This window comes from Acinetobacter sp. ANC_7635 (assembly GCF_056779945.1).
The window spans coordinates 96,002-119,028 of the sequence record NZ_JBWYIS010000001.1 but is presented as its reverse complement, the minus strand read 5'-3'; the positions used below and the strand labels follow the sequence as shown (position 1 = coordinate 119,028).

The window sequence follows — 23,027 nt, the reverse complement described above, 5'->3', positions numbered from 1 at the left end:
TGATGGTGCTAAGAATAGAGGTTTTTTATGCAAGTTTATTTAGTAGGCGGCGCAGTGCGAGATCAGTTGCTCGGACACCCCTATCATGAAAAAGATTATGTCGTTGTCGGTGCAACACCAGAACAACTTTTAAACCAAGGTTTCCAACCTGTTGGTAAAGATTTTCCTGTATTTCTACATCCCGAAACTAAAGATGAATACGCCCTCGCTCGTACTGAGCGTAAATCTGGGCATGGTTATCATGGCTTTGAATTTTTTACCGATCCCTCGGTAACCCTTGAAGATGATTTAATTCGTCGTGATTTGACCATAAATGCAATGGCCATGAATGAAGATGGTGAGTTGTTCGACCCTTATCATGGTTTTCAAGATTTGAATCAACGCATTTTACGTCACGTTTCTGATGCATTTGCAGAGGATCCACTACGAGTATTGCGTGTTGCCCGTTTTGCAGCTCGCTATCATCAGTATGGTTTTAAAGTAGCTGAAGAAACCATAGCCTTAATGAAAAATTTGGCTGATTCTGGTGAATTGCAAGCACTTACGCCTGAACGTGTTTGGAAAGAAACTTCTCGTGCTTTAATGGAACGTGATGCTGATATTTATTTCGAAGTCCTTCGTCAGTGTGATGCTCTCAAAATCCTCTTTCCAGAAATCGAAGCTTTATTTGGTGTACCACAACGTCCTGAATACCATCCTGAAATTGACTGTGGTATTCATACCTTGATGTCATTACAACAAGCTTGTAAAGCAGACTACTCGATGGATGTACGCTTCGCAGTATTAGTGCATGATCTGGGTAAAGCACTCACGCCTAAAGATGAGTTACCTCGCCATATCATGCATGAGGAACGTGGTGTTCAGCCCGTGACTGATTTATGTGAACGTCTTAAAGTTCCGACCCAAACCAAACAATTGGCAATTGCGGTGTGCAAAGAACATCTTAAATGCCATCAGGCGTTTACATTAAAACCAGGAACACTTTGGCGTCTATTACAACGTTTAGATGTATTACGCCGTCCTGAACGTGTTGAGGCTTTTGTACAAGCATGTGAATGTGATGCCAAAGGTCGCTTAGGTCTCGAAGACCGTGAATATCCTCAAGCAAAATATGTATTAGATGCGGTACAGATTGTTCGTTCAATTAAAGCATCTGATTTACCGCCTGAGATCAAAGGCCCTGATATTGGTGAAATGCTGATACAAAAAAGAATCGAGGCTTTGGCAACGCACCGAGAAAAACATCAATCCTTGGTAAACGCATAATATTTACCTCCTGAGACTCAGGAGGTAATCGTATTTTAAAAGAATGATTGTTGAAAATATTTAAAAGAATCAACCATTGGTTTAATGATTGAAGCCACTAATAGTAGCGCCATACTGTAATTGAAAATTTTTAGATGCTGTGGTGTACGCACCAAAGTTTGTAATTTTTCTCCGAGTATTCCCCAAGCTCCCGTACATGGAATACAGACTAACCCAAACACAACACCCAAAATGATATACCAATAAAATTCACTGCCTGCAGCTAAATAAGTCGTCACCGCGCCCATTGCCATAATCCAAGCTTTTGGATTGACCCATTGAAATAATGCAGCTTGCAAAAAAGTAATGGGTTTTGCTTGAGTTTTATCTAATTCAACTGAGCCTGATTGAGCAATCTTAATGGCTAAGTAGATTAAATAAGCAATACCGATCAACTTTAGAATTTCGTAAACCAATTGATTTTGACTCAGTAATGTACCTATCCCTAAACCAACCAAAATCACCATGACCCCAAAACCGATCGCTACACCTAAAATGTGTCCATAAGTCGCACGGAGTCCAAAATTCACTCCTGAGGTTGCGACCATCAAATTGTTAGGTCCCGGTGTTATGGATGTCACAATTGTATAAATTACAAAAGATAAAAATATAGAAAAAGACATATAGTCGCCTATGATTGTTGTTTTAAATCTTCAAATCGGAAAGATGAATTAAATCCAATATTAAAAGATAAAATATTAAATTTATCTAAACAAAATACATGAAAGATTAAATTATTTAAACATACTTCAATTCATACTTATAAACCATGTTTCAAGAGCCACGACAATGCTGATTAAACCTGTAAATTTAAACCATGATGTTGCAGCGATCGCTGAATTGACTACCCAACTTGGCTATCCAACTCGAACAGAAGTTATGAAAGAACGTTTAATGAGGTTGCAAGCTCAGGAGCGTTATACAACCCTAGTATTTATCGATCATGGACAAGTTGTCGCATATATTGGTTTTGTTGAAGAAATATCATGGGAATGTACTGATCCGTATTTTCGCATTCTAGTACTCATTGTAGATCAGGCGCATCGCGATAAAGGGATTGGTCAAAAACTGTTGGCTCACGTTGAACATATAGCCAGTCAACAAGGTATTCAAAAAATTGTGGTCAGTAGTGGTAATCGTGCTGAACGATTACCTACACATCAGTTTTATTTAAATCACGGTTTTAAAGCGTATAGCACGACATTTGTCAAAATATTAGCTCCTCAAGATCGTCCTTTATTCTGAGGATAAAAAAACTTATGAGCGATCAGCAGGAAATGTAATCACTTGCTCTAATTTCATTTTCTCTGTTGCCACCATCAGTAAACGATCGATTCCTAATGCGATACCTGAGCATTCTGGCATTTTAGGCAATGCGGCTAAGAGATTTTCATCTATTGGCATAACATCTAAGCCTAATTTTTCGCGTTCAGCATTATCAGCTTCAAAACGGGAACGCAATACATCTGCATCAATCAACTCATCATAAGCATTTGCTAACTCTAAGCCCTCAATGTAAAGCTCAAAACGTGCTGCAACCAATTCCCCATCTTCATCAACTCGAGTTTTTGCAAGAGATGCAAGTTCTGGTGGAAAATCTGTTAAAAATACAGGCGTATCAAAACCTAAGCTCGGTTCCACCATATGCGAAAATAACAAGTCGATATAACCTAGACGATCATCACCCAGATCTAGATTTAACCCAACACGATTACAACAATCCTTTAATTCCTTTAATGTGGATTTAAGTGGGTTGAGATCTAAGCGATCTATAAATGCATGTTTATAACTTAAAATCGTAGGTCGCACTTCGCCAAAACGATGTGCCAAAGTGACATTGAGTAAATCTGTAACTTCAAACATTAAGTCTTTGAGACTAAAATCAGGTCTATACCACTCAAGCATGGTAAATTCACTGTTATGTTTACGGCCATGTTCATCATCACGAAAAACTTTACAGATTTGATAAATTGGCCCTACTCCTGCTGCCAACAGGCGTTTCATGGCAAATTCTGGTGAAGTTTGAAGATAGTGCTTTTTCAAATGACCATGCACATGACGACTTGCCTCAACTGACGCCAAGTGGACATCGGTTACTCCAGCATGAGACAAAATTGGAGTTTCCACTTCCAAAACATCACGTTCTAAAAAAAATTGGCGAATCTGTTGATACATCCTCGCTCTGGCTTTCATGGCAGCAAAATCGCAAGTTGGTAGATAGCTCAGAGAGTCAGTCATGCCTGAGGCCCTCCATGAGCAGCCCATTCACGACGTAATGGATATGTTTTGCGTAATTGATCAAATGAGGCTTGATCTACTTTCCCATCTTTGAGGCATGCTCTTAAGTTCTGATCATCTCTAAAGATATCGTAGATATGGTTTAATTGAGTTTTCAGCGTGTGCTTGAGATCACTATTGTTAAAATATTGTTCACATGTAGGCAATTGGGTTTCGAACTGTTTTGAAGGTTGATGGCCGAAATGCTGACAGAAAGCATCATAAATCATCTGGGTACCACGCGCTTTACCCTCAAGACTATACCCCGCAATATGAGGTGTCACCAATTGCACAAGATCCAGTAACTCTTCCGTAATGACTGGTTCATGCTCAAAGACATCTAGTACAACTTTACGACCTGTTGCTCGAATATCTGCAATCAAAGCTTGTTCTTCAATGACTGGCCCACGGGCAGAATTAATTAAAATTGTAGATGGTTTAAGCTTTTTTAAGGTCTCAGCATTAAACATATGTCGGGTTTCATGCATCCCTGAAGTGGTTAATGGCACATGGATAGAAATTGCATCTGCTTTTGAAAAAACTTCATCTAAAGTGACTTGCTGAATATTTTCTCTTTGTACAAAAGGATCAACCCCGATGACGCTCCATCCCAATAGTTTCGCCATATGTGCGAGTCGTGAACCGACATTACCCAGCCCAATAATGGCTAAAGTGAAATCTTGTTCAGCATCTAGAAGATGAGGATTTAGAGCTAATAACGCAGTAATAACATATTCAGAAACAGCTTGGGCATTACATCCTGCAGCATTTGACCAATGAATATTTTGTTGTTCAATTGCTGGAATGTCCAAGTGATCTGTTCCGATCGTTGCACTACCCACAAAGGTTAATGCAGTATTTTGAATGAGCGCAGAATTCACTTTCGTCACAGAACGTACTAATAAGGCTTCAGCATCGACCACATCTTCATGCTTTAAGGTACGACCAGCTTTATTATCAATATCGCCAAATTCTGAAAAGAAATAATCTGTGAATGCGAGATTTTCATCTGCAACGATTTTCATGAGCCTACCCATCAAGATTTTAGCATTATGATAACGCTTCTGGGAGGGTTAGGCTATGTGGCTCGCAGCTTGAGCGACTGACTACCAACCACATAGCACCATTTCTTAAATCAATCTAAATAGAACGTTTTTAAAGGTGGATAACCATTAAATTCGACCGAAGCATAAGAGGTTGTATAAGCTCCAGTACTTAACCAATAGAGTCGATCTCCAATGCTCAAGTTTTTAGGTAACTGATAAGGCACTTTTTCATACATGATATCAGTTGAATCACAGGTCGGGCCTGCAAGCACAACACTTGAATGCTCAGGTGCTGAATGCATTTTAGGTGTGTATATAGGATATTTGATCATCTCACCTAAAGTTTCAATTAGTCCATTAAAGACGCCCACATCCGTGTAGACCCATCGTTTATCATCATGTGCTGATTTATTGGCGATAAGAACAATCTCTGAAACAATCACACCAGCATTACCCACCAACGATCTGCCTGGCTCCAAAAATAATATCACCTGATCATCAAAGTGTTCATCAAGATAGCGTTGAATCTCGTGCGCATAACTTTGAATACTGTCAACATCAGCTAAGTAATGTGCTGGGAAACCACCACCCAAATTGATTAATTGTAAACTGATACCGTATTGTTCTTTCAAAGTATTAAATATTTGCTTCACTATCGTTAAAGCTGAACGCCATACAGTGACATCACGTTGCTGACTACCGACATGGAATGACACGCCAAAGGGTATTAAACCCAATTGTCTAGCTTTCACCATTAAATCAACCGCCATATCTGGATGGCATCCAAATTTACGTGATAGTGGCCAATCTGCTGTACCTCCTGACTCTACCATTGCCCTGACAAAGACTTTAGAGTTCGGTGCGAATTCGGCTATTTGGGCGAGATCTGCTTCAGCATCAGTGACAAATAAACGGATTCCTTTTTGGTAAGCGTATTCAACGTCTGAAGCTTTTTTAATAGTATTACCGTATGAAATACGATCTGGATGAATTCCACATTCAAGCGCTTTGTCTAACTCATAAATTGATGCAACATCAAAACATGAGCCAAGTTGATCAAGTTTATGAATAATTTCACGACCTGGATTTGCTTTCACTGCATAATAAATATGGGCTTTTGGAAAGCTATTTTGCAACTCAATAAATTGAGTTTGCACTTGATCTAAATCAACAACTAAAAAAGGGCTTTGCTTTGTTTCGGCAAAATTTTGGATTTTTTTCCATTGTTGATCAGAATAGTATTTTTCTAATTGCATGTAAGATCCACTCACGTTAGCGAATAATTTAACGAAAATGGCCTTTGGCTATAAGTACTTTGGCTAGGGCCGTTGATTGTGCATGTGTTGATTTTCAAGGTATGCACATTAGTCTTACATCAATCTCTATCCAATCTAAGACGATCACTCCATTCATTCAACGTTGGCTCCTCCACCAGATCTTGAAATTCAATTTGAAAGCCTTTTTCACGTAGCAATCCAACCAGCGTCATAAGACTGACTGAATCAAGTCCTAACATAAATAAATTATCCTCCTGCTGAATTTCATCTACAGGTAAATTCAATTGATGAGCGACCATATTTTTTAACTCAATCATGCTTAATTCATTCATGATCATTGCCCCTGACCTAAGGCGTTAATCACAGTCTGAGTATCCATGACTTTTGCACAGCGCCCAGTCGCATACTTTAGTGCAAGATCATGTTCTTCTCGGCTAAAATCCGCCAAGGCATCACCCACCATAAATGCTTGAATATCCAACATAAATGCTTCGGCAGCTGTTAATAAGCAACCAATATGGGCATATACTCCACAAATCACTAATTGATCGCGATTGGCTTGTTTGATTTGCTGCTCAAAATCACTTTTTTTAAATGCGCTATAGCGCCATTTTGTCAGCACGGTGTCTTCATTTTTTGGTTGAAGTGGATCAATAATTTTGGTCAATGCTGGATCAGCTGACAAACCTTTACCCCAAAAATCCGTTAATAGTTGACGATGTTCTTGCGTCTGATCTCCAGGTTGTGCGGTGTAATAGACTGGAATTCCTAGTGCATGTGCCTGATCAATAAGGGCTTTACAATTTCGGATTAATGTGGGAATGGGCGCTTGGGTCTGATCGTAAAAATCTAAAAAATATTGCTGAACATCATGTACCAATAAAACCGACCGTGACGCATCTAAAGTCCAATCAACTTTGTTAACTGGAAAATCTTGAGCAGATGGCATGGGATAACTTGCAATACGTGGGATTGCCATATTTTATTTCCTTAGTTAAATCGTGTCTTCGGTGAGGCGTTTTCTGAGTTGTTTCTTGTCGATTTTCCCTAATGCCGTATAAGGCATTTCTTCAATAAATTCGATGCGATCTGGGATCTTATAGGTCGCCAGACCGTATGCTTGAACGAATTGTCTAATTTGCAGTTTCAGCCTTGTTTCTGATGCATCTTGATCGTTAGGTCGCCATTGAATAAATGCACAACTTTTTTCTCCTAACTTTGGATCTGGTTGTGCAACCAAGGCAGACAAGATGATTTGTTGGTGTTGATTTAAAACCTGTTCGACTTCTTCCGTCGCGATTTTTTCACCGCCACGATTAATTTGTTCCTTACTTCGTCCTTCAACAATAATATTGCCTTCTGGCGTTAATCGTACTAAATCACCAGTGCGATAAAATCCATCTAAGGTAAAAGCACTTCGATTATGTTCTGAAGCCCTATAATAACCTCTAATGGTATAAGGGCCGCGAGTTAAAAGATGCCCCACCTCACCCAATGGCAGCTCGTGATCCTCCTCATCGACGATTTTTATTTCATCATCTGGACTTATACGGGAACCTTGGGTACCTATAATGACTTCTTTCGGATCATCGTAACGCGTGTAATTCACCAAGCCTTCTGCCATACCAAATACTTGTTGTAATCGGCATTGGTATTGATCAATCAACTTTTCAGCTAAAGCATCTGGCAACCTTGCTCCACCGACCTGTAAGGCCGTTAATTTTTTAAAAATATTTGTTCCGCCATTTTGAACAGCTTCAGCCCATGTTGCTGCTAATGCAGGGACAAGAGCAACATGCGTGATATTGTGCGATTCAATGAGTGGAAATACAGTTTGGGGAGAAGGATCTTTCGCTAAAATAAGTGTTCCACCTGCATAAAATAGCCCCAATGAACCAGCCGAACTCATACTGAAATTATGTGCTACAGGAAGCACCATAAGCATACGGCTTTCTGTATCAAGTTCACAAATATCTGCACTGGCACGAACACTATACAAATAGTCATCATGTGTTCGTGGTATAAGTTTCGGTGTGCCAGTACTGCCCCCTGAAAGTTGAAAAAAAGCCACATGGCGAGCCGTTAATTTGGGCTTTGAAACCATATGATTTTTAAACGATGCAAGATTCGGCCAAGGATCAAAATCGCCTGCATCACCAACGACAATCACTTGCTGTAAAGTCGGACATCTGCGCTGGCACTCTTGCGCTAAGGATCTGTAATCAAAGCCTAGATGCTTATCTGCACAGATATACAATTTGGCATCTGTTTGCTGAATAAAATGACTTACTTCGGCATGACGGTGTGCTGGTAAACTCATCACTGGTCGCATCCCTATCCGCAAAGCTGCAAAATAAGCAATAAAAAACTCTGCTATATTTGGCATTTGAATCACAACAGCATCTGCCAGCCCATAGCCTTGTTTAGTCAAGAAGACTGCAAATTGTTCAATATTTTGATTCAGCTCTTGATAAGAATACTGGCGATCACCACAAATCAATGCCACCTGATTGGCAAATTTCTGGGCTGATTCTTGAAAAAATTCAGAAATGGTTTGACCTTTCCAATATCCCTTTTGAATGTACCGTTCTACGAAATCTTCTGGGTATGGCACGATGCCATCCCAGAGCAAAGACTCGTCATTTACATTTGCATTCATTTTATTCCCCATGATTTAAGTGCTGAGAATCTAAACCCAATGCATTTAACATCGTTTTAAATTTCACGATGGTTTCTGACAGTTCACTGTTCGGCTGTGAAGCTTCAACAATTCCTGCACCCGCATAAAGACGCGCATAATGGTCAAAGATACGCCCACAACGTACATTCACTGCCCAAGCACCATTCCCTCGGGCATCACACCACCCCATGGTTCCAGCAAAAAGGTTACGGTTAAAAGGCTCTAGTTCCGAAATCAACTGGCGAGCCATAGGGGCTGGTTGTCCACAGACTGCTGGCGTTGGATGTAAAATTGAGACCACATCAAAGATATGTTGCTCTGGATCTTTCAACGTTCCCTGAATTTTGGTCGCCAAGTGCCAAACCGCCTCTGTTTTAATCAGTGAAGGTGATTTTGGGATATTGAGCGTTTTACACAAGGGAGCGAGTTGATCTGCAATGGCTTCGATAACTACGGCGTGTTCATGCTGATCTTTTTGCGAAGCAAGCAATTTTTCAGCTTGTTGTTGATCCAGTGTTGGATCTGAATGACGTGCTAATGTTCCTGCAACTGGATGGCTAAACAAATAATCATTTTGCTTCGCAACGAGAAGTTCTGGACTTGCCCCCATAAACCAACCAGATTGTTTTGGGTTTTGGGCCAATGCAAATGTATAGCCATCAGGATTAGAGGCCAACAACTGGTAAAATAAATCAATAATATTAATTTTGTGTTGGGTTTTAAGATCAATTGCCCGAGCCAATACTGCTTTTTCTAGCGGTGATGACTTCATCAATTCAACCAATTTAACGACACCAGCAATGTATTCCTCTTGTGCTGGGATGAGAGTCGCTTGCACTTGATCATTAAGAGAAGACTGAGCCGATTGATCAATGCGCTCATTTACAAATGTGTTTTTTGCTTCCGCAATCGAGATTTCTGGTAAATCTCGATGATCAAAAGGCAAGCTCCCGACCAAAATAAGATCTTTATTCGCTGTTAATTCGATTTTTTTTTGTAGTGCAGATTTTGCTTGTTCGAGCCACTGTGCTTGCTGCTGATTAAAATTTAAATGAGAAGCTCGATCAAATTCGATATGTTCAACTAACTTTTTACTTGAAATGGTTCCCGTTGGCGTTGCGAACACGAAGCCAGGTTGATCTTCCTCAATTAACTCTTCCTTTTTTATGCCTATCATATTTTGAAAAACTGACGGTTCTATTGGCAACATATTTGTTCTCACGATTATCTGTTCGCACTGCGTGCATCAAACTTTCAACATTCACAAAAGGACAACCTCTAGGAGTTGAACGCAACCAATATAATAATTATTATTCCCAATTGAAAATGATTATCGTTTCAATTTGTTAATAAAATTAAAGGATACTTAAATGGGTTTATATATCGTGACGGGTGCAGCCAGAGGAATTGGTGCTGAAATTTGTCGTCAACTATTGCAGAAGGATCATCAAGTCATCGCAATTGATCGGATTGTTGACATCAATCAATGGGAACTTTTTAAATTAATTCCTGAAGCATCACTCAACCATCTAGACCACATCAGCTGTGACATTCGTAAGACCAATGAGATTATTCAGCACATTGAAAATTCGATACTTTTTAAAGGTACGATCACGGGGTTAGTGAATGCTGTGGGGGTCTTAGAAATTGGATCTTTATTAAATACATCTGTTGAACAATGGCATGAAAATTTGTCGATAAATTTCATTGGCCCTGCCGAACTTAGTCGTTGGGTCGCTCACCAAATGATTCCGCAAAGAGAAGGTGCGATTGTGAGCATCAGTTCAAATGCAGCCCTCATTCCAAGAATGAATATGGGTCTGTATGCAACGACCAAAGCTACAGTGAGTCACTATTTTAAAAATCTCGCGTTGGAACTCGCGCCTCACAATATTCGCTGTAACTTAGTTTTACCTGGCTCAACCCTTACACAAATGCAAAAACAACTATGGACTGAGGATCGCCCTCCAGCAGGCATTGTCAACGGAAATCTAGAACAATTCCGAAATGGTATTCCATTGCAAAAGATTGCTGAGGCTGAAGATATTGCCAATGCCGTGATGTTTTTACTTTCAGAGCAAGCACGCCAAATCACAATGCACGAATTAGTGGTTGATGGTGGAGCAACTCTAGGCGTGTAACAGCCCTATTGCCTCATTCAAAGGATAAACTGCCAGACTATTCTGGCAGTGGTTTGTGAATTTGAAGTTGTTCAAAAACAAGTTCTGGTTGAGCTAACCAAGTTTTCATCATCCCCATAAAATCATACCAATAAGCTTTGAGACTTGGCACATCATAAAGTTCTTTATGGCCGTCAATAGCGAGATACAAACGCTCAATACCATTAACAAACTTATTGGTAATCGCGGTATCAAAGTCTTCAATTGGGCCAGCGGATATGGTTGTTTTTGTTAACTTACACCCTTCGAAATGTTCAGGTAAAGGATAAGGAATCCAATTCACAATAGGTCCAAACAAGATATTTTCATAGGGATCAAAATCTTCTAATACAAATCGCATTTGCTCAAAATAGCTTTGCTGATGCGGTCGAATTTCGGCAAACCTTTTCGTTAATAATAAAATGATTTCTTTTAAGTTTTCTTGTCCAGTAATGCCCAACCTTAATGGCAGGATATTCATGACTAAGCAAGGAATACGCATAGATGAAGTACCCAACCGAGACATAAAAGGTACCCCAAAGCATTGTTGAGGATCTTTAGACTGTTTTATTAAATAACTCATCATCACTGCCATGACGATAAGAGCACTGGGCAATTTTAATTCAGTTGCTAACGCATTTAATTGTAGCTGTGTAGGCCAATCAATTACCTCTTCATAACGCGGCCCTTGTGAAAATGGTTCTTTTAATTTTTGTTTAAGTCGTTTCTTAGGGGCTTTCTCATACGAAAAATTAGCCTTCCAAAAGTCTAAATCTTTTTTAGCTTTTTCAGAGTGAAGGTAGTGCTGTTCTTCTGCAATAAACTTTTCATAATGATCGAACCCTTTAATTTTTAATTCAGTACCATTTTTGAGAGATTGATAATAATCAATAAATCGGCTAATCATCAGTCCGTAAGCGTAGCCATCTAATGCAACGTGATGCGCTTTAAAAAATAATCCATACTTTTGCTCACCTAAGTGTGCAAATACATAATCATATAAATGACCCGATTCTAAATTAAATGCTGGTTCTACTTCTTTTTCAGCCCACGCTAAAATTTCCTCCTCATCAAGCTGAGATAAATCAACGAAGCTAGGTTTCCGTATCGTCACATCATCTACTCGATAGACGTGTTCGCCCTGAACTAAAGCTCGCCAATGAAGCGATTTAGCTTCCTTTAATGTGAGATAAACTGCTTTTTGAAAAAGCTCTCGATCTAATGGTCCCTCAATCACCAACCACTCCGCCGTATGAAAAGGATAACTGCCATGATAATGATGTCCTTTCCACATACTGTGTTGTGCACGAGTTAATAGATCATGGGATTCATTGATTTGCATAAGACAACCGCATATATTTAATTTTCATTATAAAATCAAAGCTTTACAAAATATCCGAACCTTCATATTTTGTGATTACACTTTGGCACAAAAAGATTATTAAATATAATGATTATCATTTGCAAATTTAATTTGTTTGATTTAGATTAATAACCATTCAAATCTGTCGACTGACGCACGTATTACTGTATCGACGATCTTCACTCCATTGATAAGTACAGAAGATTAAATAATGACGACACAATCTCCTCCTCTAGCTCGACATATTTCTGTCCATTCAACAGAACAAATTTCCACTCATTTACAGCGTATTAAGTTTAAAAGTGAAGATTTCACAGGTTATGCAAAATGTGATGGTGGTGCGCACATCAAATTGTTTTTTCCTAACCCTGATCAACAAGCACCTGACCTCCCGTTTCGAAATTCTTTAGGCAAAATTACGTGGCCAAATGGAAAGAAACCAATTACGCGGACATATACTGTTCGAGATTTCGATGAAGAACAGCAACTTTTAGTCATCGATTTTGTAAGACATGAAGATTTTGGTATAGCGGCTGATTGGGCAAAGCATGCGAGTCCAGGTGATCTGTTAGGTCTAGCCGGTCCAGGAGGACCAGCACGTTTTAAAATCGATGCAGAATATTGGATTTTTGTTGGAGATCTTTCAGCAATCCCGATGATCGCTGCCTCTCTTGAACAATTACCAAAAGACGCTCATGGTGAAGTTTGGATCGAAATCGAAGATGATTCAGACCAAATACATCTGAATAAACCTGAACACATTAAGCTTCATTGGTGCAAAGGCCCTCATGAATTGAATAATAACATCCGTCATTCTTTGCAAAACTTAGACTGGAAAAATAAAGATATTTCAGTATCACTGGCGGGTGAAAATTCAACGGTGGTTGAACTTCGTAAAATACTGAGACAAAACTTTCAGCTACCCAAAAGCAATTTATATGCTGTGCCTTATTGGAAGCAAGGTCACAACGAAGAGGCTTATCATGAGGAACGCCATCAAGTGATGGATGCCGTTGAATAAGTGAATAGAATTATTTTAATGAAATATGTAGAAAGATATGAAATATAAAATTGCAATTATGTTGAGTGCTATCACTCTCTTCACAGCATGCTCTCAGTCAAATGAACCTTCTTCACGAGACAATAAAGCGACGGTTGAATCTCAAATAAATACGACACGACAAATTGAAGATGCTTTAGGTCGTCAAGTCACAATTCCTGTACAGCCACAACGTGTTGTGGTTTTAAGTGAACTTGATTTGGATAGTGCTATTGCGCTTGGAATAAAACCTATAGGCAGTAGTTATGTTCGAGGTCAAAGTAATTTTCCAGATTACCTCAAAAATGAAACACAACAAATCGCCTCCGTCGGTAACTTTGGACAACCGAGCATGGAACAAATTCTCACGTTACAACCTGACTTAATTATTGCTGGAAGCATGATTGATACACAAATGATTAATCAATTGCAGCAAATTGCACCCACTGCAGTCAGTTTTGCACGCGGCGAGCCATGGAAAGACAGTTTCAAAAAGGTAGCTCATTTATTAAACAAAGAACAACAAGCCCAAAAAGCTCTAGAAGCGTACGATCAATATGCGCAAGAAGCTCAACAGAAATTACATGCTCAACAAGGTCAATCAGTCAGTGTCATTCGTTGGACAGCCAATGGACCTGTGTATATGCTAAATGATTCATTTGCGAGCCAAGTTTTAAAAGATATTGGCTTAACACGACCTCAACATCAGCAACAACCAGGTGCAAGCCATACGCCTCCAATCAGTCGAGAGCGTTTTGATCAAATTGATGCAGACTGGCTCATCATTGGCAGTCATCTAAACGCAGATAAGCAACTGGCAGAACTAGAAAAATTACCAGAATTCCAACGTCTTAATGCTGCAAAAAACAAGCATTATTTCGTGGTTGATGCATCTATGTGGACTGGCATAGGTGGACCACATGCTGCTCGACATGCCATTGATGATGTATTGATGCATCTCCGCAATTAACATGCTGACGAATGCTACAACTGTACTTGACCGATTCCCGCTAATGGGAATCGTGCTTAGCTTGATTATTTTATGTTGCACTGTTTTATCGATCGCGTACGGCGCTGGTCAGCCCTACTTTACAGACAGTTTGCAACTTATTCTTCAGGCACTAAGTCAATGGTCCTTAGAACCAATCACTCCCCTATTGGAAATTAGAATTCCACGTACTATTGCGGCGGTGAGTGTCGGATTAGCTTTAGCGATCTCAGGCGTCATCCTTCAAAACTTGCTTAAAAACCCTTTGGCTGATAGTGGATTAATCGGAATTAATAGTGGTGCATCTCTTGCCATTGTTTTGGCCATTGTTCTTCAAATGGATACCTTCGGACTATTTTTTTGGGCGCTAGTTGGTGCATTAGTGAGTGCCTTATTGGTTTTTGCCATTACCCCTCGTCAAATGACAGATCAAAGCTCACTTACACGTTTAGTCTTGGCTGGACTGGCGATCACCAGTACATTCCAAGGTTTTATGGCTGCCATTCTTCTGAGTTTCCAAAATGGTTTAGACGACTATCGTTTTTGGGTTTTGGGTTCGCTCAATCGCGTCGATATTCAATATCTTGGTCTTGCACTAATTTTAATGGCGATCGGACTCATCATCGCTATATTGGTAATACGCCCTCTAGGTCTTAGTTTAGTTGGTGATCAACTGGCGAATAGCTTAGGCTTAAATACGAAACCACTTGATGCATTCTGCATTTTAGCTGTGGTTTTATTAACTGGAAGTGCCGTTGCATTAACAGGACCAATTGCCTTTTTAGGCTTGATTGCACCCTACTTTGCACGAGCTATTGGTGCTCAGAGTATTCAGAAACAACTCATCTATAGCGGACTATTTGGCATGTTGTTGTTGCTGATCGCGGATATTATTGCACGTGCAGTCGTGCAACCTTTCGAAGCCCCTGTCAGTATTCTTTTAGCCTTATTAGGTGCGCCTATTTTGATATGGATGGTGCGTCAAAATAACTTACAAAATATCATTCAAGCGGAGAAATAATATGTCTTCTCTGTTGAGTCGTTTAAAACAAAAATCAGCGATAAAGGCTTGGATAATCATTGCGATTTTACTGATATCACTTAGTTTATTTAGCCTGATTTACGGCGAAATCACATTAAATTTGAATACGCTATGGAATGTATTGACAGGCAATGCGTCAGCTCCACATCAACTTCTCGTTGAAAAGATTAGATTACCTCGACTTTTGGCAGCTTTATTGATTGGCGCTGCACTCGCCTTATCTGGTCTCATTCTTCAAATTATCACCAAAAACCCTCTTGCGAGCCCAGATGTTTTTGGTATCAGTGACAGTGCAGTGCTTGCTTTGGCATTCACCATTCTCCTCTCAAGTTCTAGTATGTTAGGTCAATGGTGGCAAGCATTAATGGGTGCGATCTTCTGTGTTTTTTTTATTTTAATTGCTTCAGGCGGCGTAGGAACACAGGGGTATCGTATTTTGGTCATCGGGGTCGGAATTGCAACACTCATGAAAGCCAGTTTTGACCTTATCCTTGCGACACTGCCAGTAATGCACACCAGTAATATTTTAATTTTTAGTAGTGGTAGTTTGATTGGTCGAAGCTACAGCAGCTTGCTACCAACTTCGATTTTTATCATGCTGCTTGTCAGTATTATTGTGCTGTGGCGGCGACTATTTAGTGCAATGGTTCTCCCTGATTCTGTCATTGATAGTCTAGGAGAACCCTTACCTAAAATTAGACTGATGCTCATTATTATTGCTGCGTTTCTCGCTGGGACCGCTGTCAGTATTGCGGGCCCCATTGGATTCGTGGCTATTGCCGCACCAATCATCGCATTTAAATCATTTCCTCATCATTTATTTCCGATTTTCCCAACCATGTGTATTGGTGCATTAATGGTTTTAAGTGCTGATTTACTTGGAAAAAATTTGCTTGCCCCTGTCGAAATTCCCGCAGGCATTATTAGTGGCATGGTTGGTGGTCCACTGTTGTTGTGGTTGTTATATCGTCATTCTAGAAGTATGAGTCGTACATGAGTTTAATCATCAATCAATTAAGTGCTGGATATAATCATCATCAAGTTTTGAAGGGTATCAATGCTGAATTTCAGCAGGGTCAAGTCATCGTCCTCATTGGTCCAAATGGCTGTGGAAAATCGACCTTGTTAAAATGTATTGCTCAAATTCATCCTTATGATCAAGGCGAAGTCATTTGGGAAAAAAATCAACTGAATATACTCAGTAAAAAGTTGCTCGCTAAACAACTTGCATTACTTCCACAGCATGTAACTGCACCCAACGGCATGACAGTTGAGCAGTTAGTGCGCTTCGGTCGTTTTCCACACCAAGGTTGGTTTAAACGACTCAACATCGAAGACCAAAAAGCGATTGATGACGCCTTGTCTGCGACCCATTTAAGCGAATTAAAAAATCAAAATTTAAGCAATCTATCAGGAGGTCAACGTCAACGTGCATGGATCGCAATGGTCCTCGCACAACAAACTCCTTTAATTCTTTTAGATGAACCAATCAGTATGCTCGATATCGGTCATCAAGCCGATATTTTAAATTTAGTCCGCTCTCTAGCCTCACAAGGTAAAACCATAGTGATGGTTCTACATGAATTAGCCACTGCTGCACGCTGTGCCGATTTTCTAGTTGCCATGAAAGATGGTCAAATCATTGCACAAGGAAAATCAGAAGATGTTTTAACAAAGCAATTAGTTCATCAACTCTATAACTTAGATGCTGAAGTCAGGCTGGTTGAAGATGATCAACTCAAAAAAAGGTTACTGGTCATCCCAAATAAGTTTGGTGATTAAACACTCGAATAAAAAGCTTGAATATATAGAATGAAAAAAGCCCTGACATTTGTCAGGGCTTTTTGAATTTGGCGGAAGCGGTGAGATTCGAACTCACGGAGGACTCACACCCTCGTCGGTTTTCAAGACCGGTGCATTAAACCGCTCTGCCACGCTTCCATGTGCGCCATAATACGAAGCTTTTCATATCATGACAAGTAAAAATTACAATCAAACCATTCAAGTGAATATAGTTTCACCAAATGATTCAAATTTATTAAATTTTGGCTGCAATTTCAGCACCTTCACGAATCGCACGCTTAGCATCAAGCTCAGCAGCAAGCTTTGCACCACCAATAATGTGATATTTTGCTAAAGTTGTTTCAGTCTCTGATGGCATAATCTCTTTAACAGATTCTTGCCCTGCACAAACAACGATAGTATCGACTCGTAATAATTGATCATGCCCACCAACTTCGATCCACAGACCTTCATCACTCACTGATTTGTATTGAACGCCACGCAACATTTTCACATGATGTTTTTTTAATTGGGCGCGGTGAACCCAACCAGAGGTTTTACCTAATCCTATACCCAAAGGCGTTGTCTTACGTTGCAATAAATATATTTCGCGAACTGGATGATCCACTTCAGCAGGTTGTAAACCACCTTCAGAAACATACTGAATATCAGGATCAACTCCCCACTCACGTTTCCATTCTGCCAAAGGTTGTGGCTGTGGCTGATGTTCAGGTTTTAATAAAAACTCTGACACATCAAATCCGATACCACCAGCACCAATTACTGCTACCTTTTGACCCACAGGCGCACCTCTTAATACTTCTGCATAAGATAAAACTTGTGGTGCATCACTTCCTTCAATCTTCAATGCACGTGGTACAACGCCTGTCGCAACAATCACTTCATCAAAGCCTTCACGCTCAAGCTGTTCACGATTAACTTTAGTATTTAAACGAAGTTCAACCCCAGTGCGCTCAATTTGGACTTTAAAATAGCGAATGGTTTCATGAAATTCTTCTTTCCCAGGAACAACTTTCGCTAAGTTGAATTGTCCCCCTACATCATTAGTGGCTTCAAATAAAGTAACCTGATGACCACGACTGGCAGCAACGGTCGCTGCCGACATTCCAGCTACACCACCACCCACAACAGCTACTTTTTTTGGCTTCTTGGTTTTTAAATAAACCAGTTCAGTTTCATAGGCTGCACGTGGATTCACTAAACATGTGGCACGTTTATTTTTGAAAGTATGATCCAAACAAGCCTGATTACACGCAATACACGTATTGATTTCATCAACACGATTAGTTGCCGTTTTATTCACCCAGAAAGCATCTGCCAATAATGGTCGAGCCATTTGAATCATGTCGGCTTTACCTTCAGCCAAAATAGCTTCGGCAGTTTCAGGCATATTGATTCGGTTGGATGCAATCACAGGCACAGACACATGTTTTTTCACCTCTGCGGTATAATCTACAAATGCCGCACGAGGAACAGAGGTTACAATTGTTGGCACACGAGCTTCATGCCAACCAATACCTGTATTCAATAATGTGATACCCGCTTCTTCTAGCGCTTTAGCGACGGTGATCACTTCATTCATTGTATTACCGTCGTGAACTAAATCGAGCATAGATAAACGGAAACAAATGATAAATTTTTCGCCAACTTTCGCGCGAATTGCCTTAACAATTTCAACTGCAAAGCGCATACGGTTTTCTATTTCACCCCCCCATTGGTCTGTACGTTGATTGACATGACGACTCATAAATTGGTTCAGCAAATAGCCTTCTGATCCCATGATTTCAACACCATCATAGCCAGCTTTTTTCGCGATACTTGCTGTAGCCGCATAATCTTGAATCGTATCCAAAATTTGTTTTTCTGACATTTGTCGTGGTTTGAATGGTGAGATCGGCGATTTTATTGGGCTTGCAGAAACCACAAAAGGTTGATAACCATAACGCCCTGAATGCAAAATTTGCATTAAAATTTTTGCACCATGTTTATGAACTGCATGTGTCACTAATCGGTGTGGGGCAACATCACCTAAGGTATTCATTGTGCCACCAGCTGGAAGGAGCCAGCCTTGACGATTAGGCGAAATACCACCTGTAATGATGAGACCTACGCCCCCTTTAGCACGTTCACCAAAATATGCTGCTAATTTAGGATAATTATAAAAACGATCTTCTAGACCGGTATGCATCGATCCCATCACGACACGATTTTTGAGGGTAGTGAAACCAAGATCGAGAGGTTTTAATATATTTGCATAGCGAGTTGTCATGGCAATTCCTTATTTTATGGGCTTTGCAACTTGTTGCATAAAACTATACTTCTTTTTTCATAACTGTTTATGGCAATTTTTTTTCTTTTTCTATAATAAATTACCAACTATGAAATTAGATATTAATATTCAATCACTTACAAAAAATATTTTTCACTAAGTTCGCTTTGAAAAATTGCAATAAAATAAATTGATGCATAAAAATCTTCATAAATGCGCTGTATTCTTTTCAAGAAGAAATCATGAATTAGATTAAGCACTACCTATTACTTCTGAGTTTCGACGAAATATTGCTACTTATTCTAATATTTTTGCACCACGTATCTTTTTTTAAAAAAAATTACCAATGAAAAGTGCTACAATTGAAGAAATATATTTTTCAGGTTACCAATTTTCTAGGTGCCTATATTCTATCGTTAGGATGAACAATGTCTGATAATGCAACTATCTTACAGAATGTACCTGTAGGCAAAAAAGTTGGTATTGCCTTCTCTGGTGGTCTTGATACTTCTGCAGCTCTATTGTGGATGAAACAAAAAGGTGCTGAACCTTATGCGTATACAGCAAACTTAGGTCAGCCAGATGAAGATGATTACGATGCTATTCCAAAGAAAGCTGAAGCTTATGGCGCTGTTAAAGCACGCTTAGTGGATTGCCGTTTACAACTTGCATTAGAAGGTATTGCAGCAATTCAATGTGGCGCATTCCATATCTCTACAGGTGGTGTACCTTACTTCAATACAACGCCACTTGGTCGTGCAGTCACAGGTACAATGCTTGTTACCGCGATGAAAGAAGATGACGTCAACATTTGGGGTGACGGATCTACTTATAAAGGTAACGACATTGAGCGTTTCTACCGTTATGGTCTATTAACGAACCCAGCACTTAAAATTTACAAACCTTGGTTAGACCAAACATTTATCGATGAACTTGGTGGCCGTGCAGAAATGTCACAGTTCCTCATCGATAACGGTTTTGACTATAAAATGTCAAAAGAAAAAGCATACTCAACAGACTCAAACATGCTTGGTGCAACTCACGAAGCGAAAGATCTTGAGCATCTTGATGCTGGTATCAAAATCGTTGAACCGATTATGGGTGTTGCTTTCTGGAAAGAAGACGTTGAAATCGCACCTGAAGAAGTTTCAATCACATTTGAAGAAGGCTTCCCTGTTGCACTTAACGGTCAACGTATTGAAGATCCAGTTGAGTTAATTCTTGAAGCGAACCGTATCGGTGGTCGTCATGGTCTAGGTATGTCTGACCAAATCGAAAACCGTATCATCGAAGCGAAATCTCGTGGTATTTATGAAGCTCCAGGTATGGCACTTCTACACATTGCTTACGAACGTCTTGTGACTGGTATTCATAACGAAGATACCATTGAACAGTACCGCATCAACGGTTTACGTTTAGGTCGTTTACTTTACCAAGGTCGTTGGTTCGACTCACAAGCGCTTATGCTTCGTGAAACTGCTCAACGTTGGGTTGCTAAAGCAATCACAGGTACTGTGACTTTAGAACTTCGTCGTGGTAACGATTACACTATTATGAACACTGAATCTGAGAACCTTACATATGAAGCTGAACGCTTAACTATGGAAAAAGGTGATTCTGTATTCACGCCAATGGATCGTATTGGTCAATTAACCATGCGTAACCTAGACATTACAGATACACGCGCTAAGTTAGGAATCTATACTGGTGCAGGTTTACTTGCTGTAGGTACAGGTTCTGCTGTTCCACAACTTAAAGACAAAAACTAAGATTTAGTTTAGTCCTAAAAAAACCGCGCTTTGAGCGCGGTTTTTTATTTGGACATGAAAATCTATCATTGTTCCCTAGATGAATAATGACTCATTCATCCAACGTATGCTTCATTTTTATATTAATCAGCACAAATAGATGTAAAACCCCTTTTATCGGCTTTTGTCGTTATCAATTTCAAGCAATATCGATTATCATCTATGTTATTTTTTCAGTAAGACTTGCCTTGAATACGATCACTTTAATCCAGCCAGATGATTGGCACGCTCATTTAAGAGATGGTTTAGCACTTCAACGTACTGTTCCTGATTTGGCGAAGCAATTTCATCGCGCAATCTGTATGCCAAATACAGTTCCACCTGTAAAAACTGTGGAAGAGGCACATGCCTATCGTGAAAGAATCATGGCGCATGTTCCTGAAAATGTAAAATTCGATCCTCGTATGGTGCTTTACTTTACGGATCATACTTCTCCTGAAGAAGTACAAAAAATTAAAAAATCTCCATATGTAAATGCAATTAAGCTTTACCCTGCTGGAGCAACCACGAATTCTGATAATGGCGTTAGTGATATACGTAAAGTGTATAGCGTCATTGAGCAACTTGAAGAACATCAAGTTCCTCTCTTACTCCACGGCGAAGTAACACATCATCATGTTGATATTTTCGATCGTGAAAAACGTTTCTTAGATGAAGTTTTAGCACCGCTGCTTAAACAATTTCCAAAATTGAAATTAGTTTTAGAACATATCACCACAAGCGAAGCTGCACATTTTGTACTTGAGCAAGATCGCAACGTGGCAGCAACGATTACACCACAACATTTGTTATTCAATCGCAATGACATGTTGGTTGGTGGTGTTAAACCGCATTTCTATTGTTTGCCAATTTTAAAACGCCAGACACATCAGCAAACTTTGTTAGAAGTCGCAACAAGTGGCAACCCTAAATTTTTCTTAGGTACTGACAGCGCTCCGCACTCTAAAAATGCGAAAGAAAATGCATGTGGCTGCGCTGGGTGTTATAGCGCTCCAACTGCAATTGAATTGTATGCTCAAGCATTCGATCAGGCCGGTAAAATTGAACGTCTTGAAGGTTTCGCTTCATTCTTTGGTGCAGACTTCTATGGTTTACCTCGTAATACTGAAACCATTACATTGATCAAAGAAGATCAAGTGATTCCTGAAAGCCTTGAATATTTAGATGGCGAACAGATCATTCCTCTTTATGCAGGTAAAACAATTCAATGGAGAAAAGTGTGACCACTGAAACATTACCTGTCATCGGTCAACGCTTCCGCGGGTTCCTACCCGTGGTTGTTGACGTGGAAACAGCTGGTTTTAATGCGGATACCGATGCATTGCTTGAAATAGCATGTATTCCAATCATTTACGACGAATCTGGAAAGTTTGTACCTGGTCAAGCGCATCATGCACACATCAATCCATTTGAAGGTGCAAATTTAGATCGTCGCTCACTCGACTTCATTGGCATTGATCCTTTTAATCCAATGCGTGTAGCGATGGCAGAAGATGAAAAGTCTGCACTTAAACGTATGTTCAAAGCAATTAATGAGGTACGCAAACAACAACAATGCACACATGCTGTGCTAGTTGGACACAATGCTCATTTTGATCTTGGTTTTTTAAAAGCGGCAATTGCACGTACTGGAACTAAGAATCAAAATCCATTTCATAGTTTCTCGGTTTTTGATACGGTGACTTTGAGTGCTGTGATGTTCGGACAAACTGTTTTGGCTAAATCATGTATTCAAGCTGGCATCGAGTTTGATGGTAAAGAAGCCCACTCTGCTTTGTATGACACACAGAAAACAGCTGAATTATTCTGCTATATTTTAAATAAATTAGCGCCCCATTTACTTGAAACACTCGTTTCAGAGTAAAAATCTTTAAATACCCCAATATTTTAGAAATCTTGATCATCCTGTGGATTGATCTTAATTGAAAAGTATTGGGGCTTTTTGTTCCAATTTTTAACTATCGCTTTTTT

The 23,027-nt window shown here is 39.7% G+C and carries 21 protein-coding genes and 1 tRNA gene; 11 read left to right on the top strand and 11 right to left on the bottom strand.

Annotated features, from left to right (window positions below):
- Positions 1-27 precede the first annotated feature (27 nt).
- Complete coding sequence (locus AC1M89_RS00555; RefSeq protein ID WP_481613701.1) at positions 28-1,266, top strand: multifunctional CCA addition/repair protein; 1,239 nt, start codon at positions 28-30, stop codon at positions 1,264-1,266.
- 35 nt (positions 1,267-1,301) lie between these two features.
- Here AC1M89_RS00555 and AC1M89_RS00550 read toward each other — a convergent pair whose 3' ends face one another.
- Entirely contained in the window at positions 1,302-1,928 is a 627-nt protein-coding gene (locus AC1M89_RS00550; protein WP_481595603.1) for a LysE family translocator, read from the bottom strand.
- A gap of 166 nt (positions 1,929-2,094) precedes the next feature.
- Between AC1M89_RS00550 and AC1M89_RS00545 the strand changes: the two genes are divergently transcribed.
- Positions 2,095-2,550: a GNAT family N-acetyltransferase gene (locus AC1M89_RS00545; RefSeq protein ID WP_481596792.1), complete on the top strand. Its 456-nt coding sequence runs from the start codon at positions 2,095-2,097 to the stop codon at positions 2,548-2,550.
- Between the two features lie 12 nt (positions 2,551-2,562).
- On the opposite strand, the gene epmA is transcribed toward AC1M89_RS00545, so the two are convergent.
- The 7 genes from epmA to AC1M89_RS00510 form a co-directional block, all read right to left on the bottom strand.
- Positions 2,563-3,543 (bottom strand): EF-P lysine aminoacylase EpmA, encoded by a 981-nt coding sequence (epmA, locus tag AC1M89_RS00540; protein WP_481595605.1) that lies wholly within the window; start codon positions 3,541-3,543, stop codon positions 2,563-2,565.
- Positions 3,540-4,607: a 4-phosphoerythronate dehydrogenase gene (locus AC1M89_RS00535; protein ID WP_481595606.1), complete on the bottom strand. Its 1,068-nt coding sequence runs from the start codon at positions 4,605-4,607 to the stop codon at positions 3,540-3,542. The genes epmA and AC1M89_RS00535 overlap by 4 nt, the downstream gene beginning before the upstream one ends.
- A 110-nt stretch (positions 4,608-4,717) precedes the next feature.
- Complete coding sequence (locus tag AC1M89_RS00530) at positions 4,718-5,884, bottom strand: type III PLP-dependent enzyme (protein ID WP_481613700.1); 1,167 nt, start codon at positions 5,882-5,884, stop codon at positions 4,718-4,720.
- A 119-nt stretch (positions 5,885-6,003) separates the two neighbouring features.
- The gene (locus tag AC1M89_RS00525; protein WP_481593149.1) at positions 6,004-6,237 is read right to left on the bottom strand and encodes a phosphopantetheine-binding protein; all 234 of its coding nucleotides are present in this window, start codon (positions 6,235-6,237) and stop codon (positions 6,004-6,006) included.
- 2 nt (positions 6,238-6,239) lie between these two features.
- A complete protein-coding gene (locus tag AC1M89_RS00520; protein WP_481593150.1) occupies positions 6,240-6,884 on the bottom strand; it encodes an isochorismatase family protein in 645 nt (214 codons plus the stop codon).
- 15 nt (positions 6,885-6,899) lie between these two features.
- Positions 6,900-8,564, bottom strand: a complete 1,665-nt coding sequence (locus tag AC1M89_RS00515; RefSeq protein WP_481595608.1) for a (2,3-dihydroxybenzoyl)adenylate synthase — start codon at positions 8,562-8,564, stop codon at positions 6,900-6,902.
- Position 8,565: 1 nt separating this feature from the next.
- The gene (locus AC1M89_RS00510) at positions 8,566-9,795 is read right to left on the bottom strand and encodes an isochorismate synthase (RefSeq protein WP_481608298.1); all 1,230 of its coding nucleotides are present in this window, start codon (positions 9,793-9,795) and stop codon (positions 8,566-8,568) included.
- A 160-nt stretch (positions 9,796-9,955) separates the two neighbouring features.
- On the opposite strand from AC1M89_RS00510, the gene AC1M89_RS00505 reads away from it, so the two are divergent.
- Positions 9,956-10,726: an SDR family oxidoreductase gene (locus AC1M89_RS00505; RefSeq protein ID WP_481608297.1), complete on the top strand. Its 771-nt coding sequence runs from the start codon at positions 9,956-9,958 to the stop codon at positions 10,724-10,726.
- A 37-nt stretch (positions 10,727-10,763) separates the two neighbouring features.
- Here AC1M89_RS00505 and AC1M89_RS00500 read toward each other — a convergent pair whose 3' ends face one another.
- Positions 10,764-12,086: a condensation domain-containing protein gene (locus AC1M89_RS00500; RefSeq protein ID WP_481613699.1), complete on the bottom strand. Its 1,323-nt coding sequence runs from the start codon at positions 12,084-12,086 to the stop codon at positions 10,764-10,766.
- A gap of 232 nt (positions 12,087-12,318) precedes the next feature.
- Between AC1M89_RS00500 and AC1M89_RS00495 the strand changes: the two genes are divergently transcribed.
- Genes AC1M89_RS00495 through AC1M89_RS00475 form a run of 5 tightly spaced genes read left to right on the top strand, consistent with a single transcriptional unit; the run spans position 12,319 to position 16,958 of the window.
- Entirely contained in the window at positions 12,319-13,128 is an 810-nt protein-coding gene (locus AC1M89_RS00495; protein WP_481588514.1) for a siderophore-interacting protein, read from the top strand.
- A gap of 37 nt (positions 13,129-13,165) precedes the next feature.
- A complete protein-coding gene (locus AC1M89_RS00490; protein WP_481613698.1) occupies positions 13,166-14,116 on the top strand; it encodes an ABC transporter substrate-binding protein in 951 nt (316 codons plus the stop codon).
- 1 nt (position 14,117) lies between these two features.
- Complete coding sequence (locus tag AC1M89_RS00485; RefSeq protein WP_481613697.1) at positions 14,118-15,155, top strand: FecCD family ABC transporter permease; 1,038 nt, start codon at positions 14,118-14,120, stop codon at positions 15,153-15,155.
- 1 nt (position 15,156) lies between these two features.
- On the top strand, positions 15,157-16,173 hold the full coding sequence (locus tag AC1M89_RS00480) for a FecCD family ABC transporter permease (RefSeq protein ID WP_481613696.1): 1,017 nt from the start codon (positions 15,157-15,159) through the stop codon (positions 16,171-16,173).
- Entirely contained in the window at positions 16,170-16,958 is a 789-nt protein-coding gene (locus AC1M89_RS00475) for an ABC transporter ATP-binding protein (protein ID WP_481595614.1), read from the top strand. The genes AC1M89_RS00480 and AC1M89_RS00475 overlap by 4 nt, the downstream gene beginning before the upstream one ends.
- Positions 16,959-17,027: 69 nt before the next feature.
- On the opposite strand, the gene AC1M89_RS00470 is transcribed toward AC1M89_RS00475, so the two are convergent.
- Positions 17,028-17,117: transfer RNA gene (locus AC1M89_RS00470), tRNA-Ser, on the bottom strand.
- 97 nt (positions 17,118-17,214) lie between these two features.
- Positions 17,215-19,248, bottom strand: a complete 2,034-nt coding sequence (locus tag AC1M89_RS00465; protein WP_481591288.1) for an FAD-dependent oxidoreductase — start codon at positions 19,246-19,248, stop codon at positions 17,215-17,217.
- A gap of 428 nt (positions 19,249-19,676) precedes the next feature.
- Here AC1M89_RS00465 and argG point away from each other — a divergent pair, with 428 nt between their 5' ends.
- From argG to rnt, 3 genes are all read left to right on the top strand, one after another.
- A complete protein-coding gene (gene argG, locus AC1M89_RS00460; RefSeq protein ID WP_481613695.1) occupies positions 19,677-21,017 on the top strand; it encodes an argininosuccinate synthase in 1,341 nt (446 codons plus the stop codon).
- 227 nt (positions 21,018-21,244) lie between these two features.
- Complete coding sequence (gene pyrC / locus AC1M89_RS00455; protein WP_481595616.1) at positions 21,245-22,279, top strand: dihydroorotase; 1,035 nt, start codon at positions 21,245-21,247, stop codon at positions 22,277-22,279.
- The gene (rnt, locus tag AC1M89_RS00450; RefSeq protein ID WP_035266446.1) at positions 22,264-22,920 is read left to right on the top strand and encodes a ribonuclease T; all 657 of its coding nucleotides are present in this window, start codon (positions 22,264-22,266) and stop codon (positions 22,918-22,920) included. Before pyrC ends, rnt begins: the two co-directional genes overlap by 16 nt.
- Positions 22,921-23,027 lie beyond the last annotated feature (107 nt).